At 67.6% G+C, this 8,661-nt stretch carries 12 protein-coding genes; 8 read left to right on the forward strand and 4 right to left on the reverse strand.

All coding sequences use genetic code 11. The annotated features are described in order from the left end of the window. Position 1: 1 nt before the first annotated feature. The 3 genes from ABFX36_RS15085 to ABFX36_RS15095 all read right to left on the reverse strand — a co-directional run bounded on the left by ABFX36_RS15085 (position 2) and on the right by ABFX36_RS15095 (position 1,809). On the reverse strand, positions 2-364 hold the full coding sequence (locus tag ABFX36_RS15085) for an NADH-quinone oxidoreductase subunit A (protein ID WP_006896580.1): 363 nt from the start codon (positions 362-364) through the stop codon (positions 2-4). A 137-nt stretch (positions 365-501) separates the two neighbouring features. Then, the gene (locus ABFX36_RS15090; protein ID WP_006896581.1) at positions 502-912 is read right to left on the reverse strand and encodes a DNA-binding transcriptional response regulator; all 411 of its coding nucleotides are present in this window, start codon (positions 910-912) and stop codon (positions 502-504) included. 60 nt (positions 913-972) lie between these two features. Next, on the reverse strand, positions 973-1,809 hold the full coding sequence (locus ABFX36_RS15095) for a bifunctional hydroxymethylpyrimidine kinase/phosphomethylpyrimidine kinase (RefSeq protein WP_052692458.1): 837 nt from the start codon (positions 1,807-1,809) through the stop codon (positions 973-975). 107 nt (positions 1,810-1,916) lie between these two features. Here ABFX36_RS15095 and ABFX36_RS15100 point away from each other — a divergent pair, with 107 nt between their 5' ends. The 6 genes from ABFX36_RS15100 to ABFX36_RS15125 all read left to right on the forward strand — a co-directional run bounded on the left by ABFX36_RS15100 (position 1,917) and on the right by ABFX36_RS15125 (position 7,292). Next, a complete protein-coding gene (locus ABFX36_RS15100; RefSeq protein ID WP_039867493.1) occupies positions 1,917-2,426 on the forward strand; it encodes a methylated-DNA--[protein]-cysteine S-methyltransferase in 510 nt (169 codons plus the stop codon). A 9-nt stretch (positions 2,427-2,435) separates the two neighbouring features. Next, entirely contained in the window at positions 2,436-2,939 is a 504-nt protein-coding gene (locus ABFX36_RS15105; protein ID WP_006896584.1) for an RNA polymerase sigma factor, read from the forward strand. Continuing rightward, positions 2,936-3,520 (forward strand): methylated-DNA--[protein]-cysteine S-methyltransferase, encoded by a 585-nt coding sequence (locus ABFX36_RS15110; RefSeq protein WP_006896585.1) that lies wholly within the window; start codon positions 2,936-2,938, stop codon positions 3,518-3,520. The genes ABFX36_RS15105 and ABFX36_RS15110 overlap by 4 nt, the downstream gene beginning before the upstream one ends. Next, positions 3,517-4,194 (forward strand): alpha-ketoglutarate-dependent dioxygenase AlkB family protein, encoded by a 678-nt coding sequence (locus tag ABFX36_RS15115; RefSeq protein WP_372452528.1) that lies wholly within the window; start codon positions 3,517-3,519, stop codon positions 4,192-4,194. Before ABFX36_RS15110 ends, ABFX36_RS15115 begins: the two co-directional genes overlap by 4 nt. Positions 4,195-4,244: 50 nt before the next feature. Next, the gene (locus ABFX36_RS15120) at positions 4,245-4,865 is read left to right on the forward strand and encodes a DNA-3-methyladenine glycosylase I (RefSeq protein ID WP_006896587.1); all 621 of its coding nucleotides are present in this window, start codon (positions 4,245-4,247) and stop codon (positions 4,863-4,865) included. Positions 4,866-5,057: 192 nt separating this feature from the next. Then, positions 5,058-7,292, forward strand: coding sequence for an NADP-dependent isocitrate dehydrogenase (locus tag ABFX36_RS15125; protein WP_006896588.1), 2,235 nt, complete (start codon positions 5,058-5,060; stop codon positions 7,290-7,292). A 207-nt stretch (positions 7,293-7,499) separates the two neighbouring features. On the opposite strand, the gene ABFX36_RS15130 is transcribed toward ABFX36_RS15125, so the two are convergent. Next, a complete protein-coding gene (locus ABFX36_RS15130; RefSeq protein WP_006896589.1) occupies positions 7,500-7,880 on the reverse strand; it encodes an FAD-dependent monooxygenase in 381 nt (126 codons plus the stop codon). A gap of 98 nt (positions 7,881-7,978) precedes the next feature. Between ABFX36_RS15130 and ABFX36_RS15135 the strand changes: the two genes are divergently transcribed. Continuing rightward, positions 7,979-8,122 carry a hypothetical protein gene (locus tag ABFX36_RS15135; protein ID WP_156150521.1) on the forward strand — a complete coding sequence of 48 codons (144 nt, stop codon included), beginning with the start codon at positions 7,979-7,981 and terminating at the stop codon, positions 8,120-8,122. Between the two features lie 131 nt (positions 8,123-8,253). Beyond that, positions 8,254-8,457, forward strand: a complete 204-nt coding sequence (locus ABFX36_RS15140) for a cold-shock protein (protein WP_006896590.1) — start codon at positions 8,254-8,256, stop codon at positions 8,455-8,457. The last annotated feature ends 204 nt before the right edge of the window (positions 8,458-8,661 follow it).

Consider the following 8,661-nt stretch of genomic DNA (forward strand, 5'->3'; position numbering starts at 1 on the left):
CTCAGTCCCAGCGGAGTCCTCCGCGACGCCATTCGTAGGCGTAGGCGACTGAGACGTTGACGAGGAAGAGGGCGACGGCGATGAGCCCGAACCACCCGAGACTCTCGGAGGCCACCGCCCAGGGGTAGAGGAAGACGATCTCGATGTCGAAGATGATGAACAGCATCGCGGTGAGGTAGTACTTCACCGGGAATCGCTGGACGACGCCGGCGGTCGGGGGCAGCGGTTCGATACCGCATTCGTAGGCCTCGAGTTTGGCGCGGTTGCGGCGGCGAGGGCCGATCACGGAGGCGATGACCACGGAGACGAGTGCGAACGCCAGCGCGATGGCACCCAGTACGAGGATCGGTCCGTAAGCGTTCATGCCGGCGTAGCCTCCACTTCCGCAGTGCTGGTCGAGACGGCCATCACGTGCCAGATGATCTGTGACTCAACCCACACCCTACTCACGTAATTGCGTGTGCTGTGGGACTTCTCGGTGAAGTCGCGAGTCGGCGAGGGCTACCGCAACAGCGCGACGACGGTCCGCGGCAGCTCCAGCGGATCCACCGGGAGATCGGCGGTGGCGTCGGCCCGCGACCAGTCGGCGAGCCAGCGGTCGGCCCGGCGAGCGATGAGCACGAGCAGCGGGGGGCACGGGTCGTATTCGTCGCGGATCTGCTTGGCCAGACCGAGCCCGCCGGTGGGCGCGGACTCGCCGTCGAGCACCGCGAGATCGACCGTCCCCTCGTCGAGGTGAGCGAGCACCATCGGCGCGGTGGCCACCTCGATGTACTCCAGATCGGGAAGGTCGGGGTGGAGGCGTTCGCCGAGTGCGCTGAGGACCTGGCGGCGGGTGCCGGAGTCGTCGGAGTAGACGAGGACCCGCGCAGTGACGCGATCGTCGGCCGGAGAACTGTTCGAGCGGCTCACGGTGTCGACCCTAGTGCGACGCGGTCGCCGTCTGGGTGCTTTCGCCGAGCGGGTGCTCGGTCACCGGTGTTCGATCGCGTACCGGACGCGAGCCGCCGCGGCGGCGACCGCGGCGTGAACGTCGTCGCCGGTGAGGAGGCGGGTCACCAGTGCGGCGGTGAAGGTGTCGCCGAGTCCCTTCGCCCAGGTCGCGATCTCCGGGCCCGACACGGTCCGCTGCTCGTCGGCGGTCACGATGAGGTTGTCGATCACGCCCGCGTCGGTGTGCACGCCCGTCACGATCACGGTGCAGTGATCGGAGGGCGCGCGGCCGGCGGGGAGGAGGAGTCTGCGTGCCAGGCCGGTGATGCCGGAGTCGGCCTCATCCGAGGCTTCGCCGGCGGGGTGTTCGGGGCCGACGAGGTGCTCGAGTTCGAATCGGTTCGGCGTGAGTACCGCCGCCAGCGGCACCAGCGCGTCGCGGAGTGCCGGGGCGACGGCGGGGTCGGTGTAGAAGCCGACGTCCGAGTCGCCGAAGGTCGGATCGAGGATCAGCGGCGGACGCTCGCGCTCGTCGAGTGAGCGGTACCACGCGGCGATGGCGTGCGCCTGTCCCGGCGACGCCAGATAGCCGACGGCTATCGCCTCCACCGCGCGCAGGGCGCCCGTGGCGCCGAGGTCGCGCAGGGCGGCGTCGATCCATTCCGGCGTGACCTCGACGGTCTGCACCGACGGGTAATGGGGGAGATTGCTCAGGACGAGTGTGGGAACGGCCGCACAACGGACACCGGCCTCTTCGTAGACGGGCATGGCCGCGTTGAGACCGACGGAGCCGAAGACCAGTTGCGACCCGAAGGCGACCACTCGTGCCGGGCGCGGATCGAGTTCGAAGTCGCGGGCGTCGTCGGTGGTGTACATGGCGCTCGACACCTTACCGGTACGACACACATGATCGACGCCACTGGGACCTCACACTCGGCGTCGCCAGAACGTCTGCTCTATGAATGGAAAGCGAGGTGAGTGCGATGACGAGACGACACGCGGTGGTGGACACCGAACTGGGCCGGTTGACCATGGTCGCCGACGGCTCGGCACTGACAGCCGTCTACTTCCCCCACCACTGGCATCTGCCGCCCGAAACGGAGTACGGGGAGCCGACCGCCGCCGACGACCCGGTGTTCGTCCAGGCGGCCCGGGAACTCGACGAGTACGTCGCCGGCGACCGGCGTGAGTTCGACGTCGAGATCGCGACCTCCGGAGACGATTTCTCCGAACGGGTGTGGGCGATGCTGAGAGAGATCCCGTACGGGGAGACGACGACGTACGGTGAGCTCGCGCGCAGGCTCGGCAACCCGCGCCTGGCACAGCGCGTCGGTCAGTGCGTGGGCCGCAACCCGATCAGCGTGATCATTCCGTGCCACCGCGTGATCGGCGCGGACGGCTCGCTCACCGGGTACGCCGGCGGGCTGGATCGCAAACGTCGGCTGCTGGAGATCGAAGAACCGCCGGAGGTGTCCGATGCCCGCCTGTTCTGACGATCCACGATGAGGGAGCCCTTCGACCGGATCGTCGCGCAGCACGGAGCCGTTGTGCTGCGCGTGTGCCGCGGTGTGCTCGGTGCCGGCCCGGATGCGGACGACGCGTGGTCGGAGACCTTTCTGGCGGCGCTGCGAGCGTGGCCGGATCTGGAGGAGGGCACCGACGTCGAAGCCTGGCTGGTCCGGGTGGCGCAACGGAAGGCGATCGACGTCATCCGGGCGCGTGCGCGGAACGCGGTGCCGATCGACGAGGTGCCCGAACGGGAGTCGCAATACGGGCTGCCGGGAACCGGGGACGCGGACGTGTGGGACGCGGTCGCCGACCTCCCGCCCCGGCAGCGTCTGGCGGTCGGCTACCACTACCTCGCTCGGCTCAGTCACGTCGAGACGGCCGAGATCATCGGCGGAACGCCCGCGGCGGTCCGGCGCGCCGCCGCCGACGGCATCAGATCCCTGCGCAAGACCTACGGCACCACCGGCACCTGCTCGGAGAAGGGAGGCCCGCGATGACGGACCTGTTCCCGGTCGCACCGGACGACCTCGGCCGGCTGCACGCCCGGCTCACGACAGCCGCTGACGAGAACGCGCTGCTGGACGTGGCGTATCGGACGGTCGAGACCCCGATCGGGCCGCTGCTCCTGGCCGCCACCGAGGCCGGATTGGTCCGCATCGCGTTCGAGAGCGAGGACTTCGACGCGGTGCTGGACGTTCTGGCCGCGAAGGTGAGTTCCCGGATACTTCGCGCGCCGCGTCGGCTCGACGTCGTCGCAGCACAGTTGGACGAGTACTTCCGCGGCCGGCGCCGGCAATTCGACGTGGCGCTGGACTTCCGGCTGTCGTCCGGCTTCCGGCAGACGGTGCAGCGGTATCTGCCGCACATCGGGTACGGGCACACGCAGTCGTACCGGGAGGTCGCCGAGTCGGTGGGTAACCCGGGGGCCGTGCGCGCGGTCGGCACCGCATGCGCCACCAACCCGTTGCCCGTCGTCGTCCCATGCCATCGGGTGCTGCGCGCCGACGGGAGCCTCGGCGGCTATCTGGGGGGCGTCGAAGCGAAGACGGCACTGCTGACGCTGGAGCGTGTCGCGTGAACGGGAGCCCGAACTCGCTCTTCGGCGACGACGATCCGGGGCGGCCGCCGCCCGAGCTCCCGGACGGCGCGGCGCTGGTCCGCGGGTGGCTCACGCCGCACCAGCAGCGGTGGTTGGTCGCGCAGTACCGCCGGTGGGCGGCCGGACCGGTGCCGCCGCATTCGGCGCGCATCGGGGAGCATCGGATGAGCGTGCGGACCGTCTGCCTCGGCTGGCATTGGCGTCCGTACCGGTACTCGCGCGACGCCGTCGACGTCAACGGGCGCCGGGTGCTCGGCTTCCCGGACTGGATGGTGCGGCTGGGGCGCCAGGCGCTGACGGCGGCCGGCGATCCGAGCGCCGAGCGGTACACGCCCGACACGGCGCTTGTGAACTACTACGACGCCGGCGCGAGGATGGGGATGCATCAGGACCGGGACGAGGTGTCGCGCGAGCCGGTGGTCTCGCTGTCGATCGGCGATACGGCGCGTTTCCGGTTCGGCAACACCGAGAACCGGAGTCGACCGTACCGGGACTTCGACCTGGAGTCGGGGGACCTGTTCGTCTTCGGCGGACCGTTGCGGCTGGCGTATCACGGCGTGCAGCGCATCCATCCGGGCACCGCGCCGGACGACTGCGGTCTCGCGGCGGGCCGGATCAACATCACCATGCGGGTCACCGGGCTGTCGGAGTGATGGCGAGCCGAAGCCGGTGACGGGCGAGTGAGGATTTCAGGAAGGACACCATGACTGCAGAACCCGAGGACGTCACCGGCTCCGGCCTGGTGGTCGGCGACGACGGCCTCGCGCGCCCGGTGTGGGCGAGCACCGATCCGCTCCTTCGCGAGTACTACGACACCGAGTGGGGTGTGCCCGTGCGTGATGAGCAGGGCCTCTACGAACGACTCAGTCTCGAGGCCTTCCAGTCGGGGCTGTCGTGGGCGACGATTCTGCGCAAACGCCCCGCGTTCCGCCGGGCCTTCGACGGCTTCGATCCGGAACGCGTGGCCCGCTACGGCGAGGCCGACGTCGCCCGACTGATGAACGACGCCGGGATCGTGCGCAACCGAGCGAAGATCCTCGCCGCGATCACCAACGCCGGGGCCACCCTGTCGCTGCGCGAGAAGGGCGGTCTGGCCGAGTTCATCTGGAGCTTCCGGCCCGACGAGACGCCGCGTCCGCGCACGCACGCGGACGTGCCCACCCAGTCGCCCGAGTCGAAGGCGCTGGCGAAAGCGCTGAGACGCGAAGGCTTCTCCTTCGTCGGACCGACCACGATGTACGCGCTGATGGAGGCGGTCGGAATCGTCGACACCCATCTGCTGGGCTCTCATCGCCGGGGGACGTCGGGGGTATGGCCGGACTGACGCCGGCGCCGTGTGGGCGAGGGTTTGTGCCGCTTACTACAGCTAGCGACGCAGGTCAGCGGAATCAGAAGTGTGTGCAACGTCTCGCATTCGCGAGTCGAGTCGTTTTGAATCACCGGCAGCGGGACAATGGATGCGACTAAATATCAGAGAGTTCCACAAGAACGACGATCAGATAAGAGGTTTCCACCTATGGCCTCCACGGACCAGACGATCATCTACACCCTCACCGACGAGGCACCGCGACTCGCGACCTCCGCGTTCCTGCCGATCATCCGCACGTTCGCAGAACCCGCCGGCATCGACGTCCAGACCAGTGACATCTCGGTAGCAGCGCGCATCCTCGCCGCGTTCCCGGACTATCTGACCGACGAGCAGAAGGTGCCCGATAATCTCGCCGAGCTCGGTCGGCTGACGCAGAAGCCCGACACCAACATCATCAAGCTCCCCAACATCAGCGCATCGGTTCCGCAGCTGAACGCGGCCATCCACGAGCTGCAGGCCAAGGGTTACGCGGTCCCGGACTACCCCCAGGATCCGAAGACCCCGGAGGAGGAGGAGATCCGCAACCGCTACTCGGCATGTCTGGGCAGTGCGGTCAATCCCGTTCTCCGCGAAGGTAACTCCGACCGGCGCGCGCCGAAGGCCGTCAAGGAGTACGCGCGCAAGAACCCGCACAGCATGGGTAAGTGGTCGATGGCCTCGCAGTCGCACGTGGCGCACATGACGCACGGCGACTTCTACGCGGGCGAGAAGTCGATGATCATGGACCACGCGTGCGAGGCGCGCATGGAGGTGGTGACCGCCGACGGCGAGACGCACGTGATGAAGACGGTGCCGCTGGACGAGGGCGACGTCATCGACAGCATGTTCATGAGCAAGAAGGCGCTGCTCGAGTTCTACGAGGAGCAGCTCAACGACGCCAAGGAGACCGGCGTCATGTTCTCGCTCCACGTCAAGGCCACCATGATGAAGGTCTCGCACCCGATCGTCTTCGGCCACTGCGTCAAGGTGTTCTACAAGGACGCCTTCGCCAAGCACGGCGCTCTCTTCGACGAACTCGGCGTCAACGTCAACAACGGCCTCGTGGACCTCTACGAGAAGATCGACACACTGCCCGCGTCCAAGCGCGAGGAGATCATCGAGGATCTGCACCGCTGCCACGAGCATCGCCCGGAGTTGGCGATGGTCGACTCGGCGCGCGGCATCTCGAACTTCCACTCGCCCAGCGATGTGATCGTCGACGCGTCGATGCCTGCCATGATCCGCATCGGCGGCAAGATGTACGGCGCCGACGGCCGCAAGAAGGACACCAAGGCGGTGATGCCGGAGTCGACCTTCGCGCGGATCTACCAGGAGATCATCAACTTCTGCAAGACCAACGGCGCGTTCGACCCCACCACCATGGGCACGGTGCCGAACGTCGGACTGATGGCGCAGAAGGCCGAGGAGTACGGCTCGCACGACAAGACCTTCGAGATCCCGCAGGACGGCGTCGCCAACATCGTCGACGCGGGCACCGGCGAGGTGCTTCTGTCGCAGAACGTCGAGGCCGGCGACATCTGGCGCATGTGCATCGTCAAGGACGCGCCGATCCAGGACTGGGTCAAGCTGGCCGTCACGCGTTCGCGCGCCTCGGGGATGCCCGCGGTGTTCTGGCTCGACCCGTACCGTCCGCACGAGAACAACCTGATCACGCTGGTCAAGAAGTACCTGAAGGACCACGACACCGAGGGCCTGGACATCCAGATCATGTCCCAGGTGCGCGCCATGCGCTACACCCTCGAGCGCGCCTGGCGCGGTCTCGACACCATCTCGGTGACCGGCAACATCCTGCGCGACTACCTGACCGACCTGTTCCCGATCCTGGAGCTGGGCACCAGCGCCAAGATGCTCTCGATCGTGCCGCTGATGGCCGGCGGCGGACTCTACGAGACCGGTGCGGGCGGCTCCGCGCCCAAGCACGTCAAGCAGTTGGTCGAGGAGAATCACCTCCGCTGGGATTCGCTGGGCGAGTTCCTGGCGCTGGCCGCAAGCCTGGAGGACATGGGCCGCAAGTACGACAACGAGAAGGCCGCGGTCCTCGCCACCACGCTCGACGCGGCGACCAGCAAGCTGCTCGACAACCGGAAGTCGCCGTCGCGCAAGACCGGCGAGCTCGACAACCGCGGCAGCCAGTTCTACCTGGCGATGTACTGGGCACAGGAGCTGGCGGCGCAGACGCAGGACGCGGAACTGGCCGCGCACTTCGCTCCGCTGGCCGAGAAGCTGGCCGCCGACGAGCAGCGCATCGTCGACGAGATCGCCGCGGTCCAGGGCCACTCGGTCGATCTCGGCGGCTACTACCTCGCCGACTCCGCGAAGCTGGAGAAGGTGATGTGCCCGAGCGAGACGCTCAACACGGCACTGGAGCAGGCGCGCGGCTGAGGTACGCGCCCACCCCGGTGACGACCGACGGACGGCCGATGGTCATCGACCATCGGCCGTCCGTCGTCTGCCGGTCATGACGGCGCGCCGGAACCCTCGCGCGGGATGAGGGCGTCCGCGGTCGACAGCGGAACCGGAGTGAACATCGCGGGCTCGTCCTCGGGATCCAGGGCCGTGGCGCGTGACTCGCCGTCCAGGTGCCAGAGCTCACCCCAGGCCCGGGACGTGGTCAGTGCCCGGCGGCAGTGCTCCAGACGGACCGCGTTGTACCCGGCGAGCGCGGCGTCCCAGTCGACGCCGCCGTCGGCGCGCCGGTGCCGGGCGCAGTGCGATACGGCCGTGCACCCAGTCGTCGAGCGGTTCCCGGTCGAACATGCGCCACCACTTGTCGCGCCACATGTGGGCCACTTCGTCGCGGACGAAGTCGACGGTGTGCTCGAAGGCCGCGTCCAGCTCATCGGGGGTGCCCCAGTCCTCTTCGCCGGCGAGGGCCTTCGGCGACTCGAAGACGTACACCTGGTTGAGCATCGCTCCGCCACGCAGGCCGTAGTGCACGAAGTGGCCCCGAGGCCCTACGTAGACGTCCACTTCCGACAGATCGACGCCCGCGGCGCGCGGGGTCTCGGCGGGGACGGTCCCGCGATCACCACCTCGGCGCGCTCCACGGTGCCGTCGGCGAGGTCGACGTGCGCGCACGTCTCCGCGGTGCGGTAACCCACCGCGTCTCGCAGACGCCGATCGACCGAGAGCGCTGGAAGAACTGGGCCTCGAATGGCTACGGCGGCGAGGTGGTGATCGGCCAGGACCTGCAGCGGGTATCGATCACCTGACCGCTGGGCATCTGTACTCGATACGGGCGCGGTGAGCCACGGCACTGCGAAGTTCGCAGATCTGTGAGATGCTCTATGAAGCGGGTGGGCAGATTTTGCCCCCTGCAATCTGAAGAAAGCAGTAACACAGCATGGCACAAGGAACCGTCAAGTGGTTCAATGGCGAAAAGGGCTTCGGCTTCATCGCTCCCGACAGCGGTAGTGAAGACGTCTTCGTCCACTACTCGGCTATCTCCGGCGGAGGATTCCGCAACCTGGAGGAAGCACAGCGGGTCGAGTTCGACCTGGAGCAGGGCGCCAAGGGCCCCCAGGCGACGAACGTGACAGCAGTCTAAAGACTTAGACACACGGAACGCCCCGGATCTCTCGCGAGATCCGGGGCGTTCTGCATGCCGGGATGTTCTGGGTTAATGGCCAAAATGTGTGTACAGATACGCTGGTTTCCGGTGTCTGACCTCGACTGACAGTGCGCCGGACATGCTTTGAAAGCATGTTCGGTGTCAGGTTCTCGGAATTCCCCCTCATGTGGTGTATGCGGC

It is taken from the genome of Gordonia cholesterolivorans (assembly GCF_039531975.1).
GTDB lineage: Bacteria > Actinomycetota > Actinomycetes > Mycobacteriales > Mycobacteriaceae > Gordonia > Gordonia sihwensis.

Coding starts and splice junctions, on each gene's coding strand:
- ABFX36_RS15085 (WP_006896580.1), bottom strand. CDS start 364: ATGAACGCTTACGGACCGATCCTCGTACTGGGTGCCATCGCGCTGGCG.
- ABFX36_RS15125 (WP_006896588.1), top strand. CDS start 5,058: ATGGCCTCCACGGACCAGACGATCATCTACACCCTCACCGACGAGGCA.
- ABFX36_RS15100 (WP_039867493.1), top strand. CDS start 1,917: ATGACGAGACGACACGCGGTGGTGGACACCGAACTGGGCCGGTTGACC.
- ABFX36_RS15110 (WP_006896585.1), top strand. CDS start 2,936: ATGACGGACCTGTTCCCGGTCGCACCGGACGACCTCGGCCGGCTGCAC.
- ABFX36_RS15105 (WP_006896584.1), top strand. CDS start 2,436: ATGAGGGAGCCCTTCGACCGGATCGTCGCGCAGCACGGAGCCGTTGTG.
- ABFX36_RS15140 (WP_006896590.1), top strand. CDS start 8,254: ATGGCACAAGGAACCGTCAAGTGGTTCAATGGCGAAAAGGGCTTCGGC.
- ABFX36_RS15095 (WP_052692458.1), bottom strand. CDS start 1,809: ATGTACACCACCGACGACGCCCGCGACTTCGAACTCGATCCGCGCCCG.
- ABFX36_RS15120 (WP_006896587.1), top strand. CDS start 4,245: ATGACTGCAGAACCCGAGGACGTCACCGGCTCCGGCCTGGTGGTCGGC.